Source organism: Desertibacillus haloalkaliphilus, assembly GCF_019039105.1.
GTDB lineage: Bacteria > Bacillota > Bacilli > Bacillales > KJ1-10-99 > Desertibacillus > Desertibacillus haloalkaliphilus.
Genome location: NZ_JAHPIV010000072.1, coordinates 1 through 536 on the forward strand (window position 1 = coordinate 1; position 536 = coordinate 536).

The window sequence follows — 536 nt, forward strand, 5'->3', positions numbered from 1 at the left end:
AGGAGGAGGAAGAGGAAGAGGGGGAGAAGAGAAAGAGGAAAAAAAGAAAAAAGAAAAAAAGGGGGGAAAAAAAAGAGAGAGGGAAGAGGAGGGAGAAAGAGGGAGAAGGGAGAGGGAAAAAAAGAGAAGGAAGAAAAGAAGAGGGAGGGGGAAAGAAAGGAAAAGGAGGGAGGAGGAAGGAAAAAAAGAAGGGGGAAAAGGAGGGGGAAAAGAGGGAAAAGGAAAAAGGGAGGAAGGGAAAGGGAAGAGGAGGGGAAAGGGAAAAAGAGAGGAAAGAGAAGGGAAGGGGAGGGAAGGGGGGGGGGAAAGAAGAAAAGGGGAAAGGGAAAGGGAAGGAAGAGAAAGGGGAGAGAGAAGGGAAGGAAAGGAGGAGGGAGAAGGAAAGAAAGAGGAAAAAGAAGGAGAAAAGAAGGAAGAGAAAAAAAGGGAAAAAAGAGAGAGAAGGGAAAAAAAAGAAAGAGAGAGAGGGGAGAGGGGAAAGGGGGAAAGGGGGAGGAAAAAAGGAAGGGAAAAAGGGAGAAAGAAGAGAGAAGGGG

1 protein-coding gene is annotated in these 536 nt (G+C 47.2%); it reads left to right on the plus strand.

What is annotated here, in order from left to right:
• Positions 1-536: hypothetical protein (locus KH400_RS29630; RefSeq protein ID WP_217227936.1), on the plus strand; the 536-nt coding region annotated here is incomplete at both ends.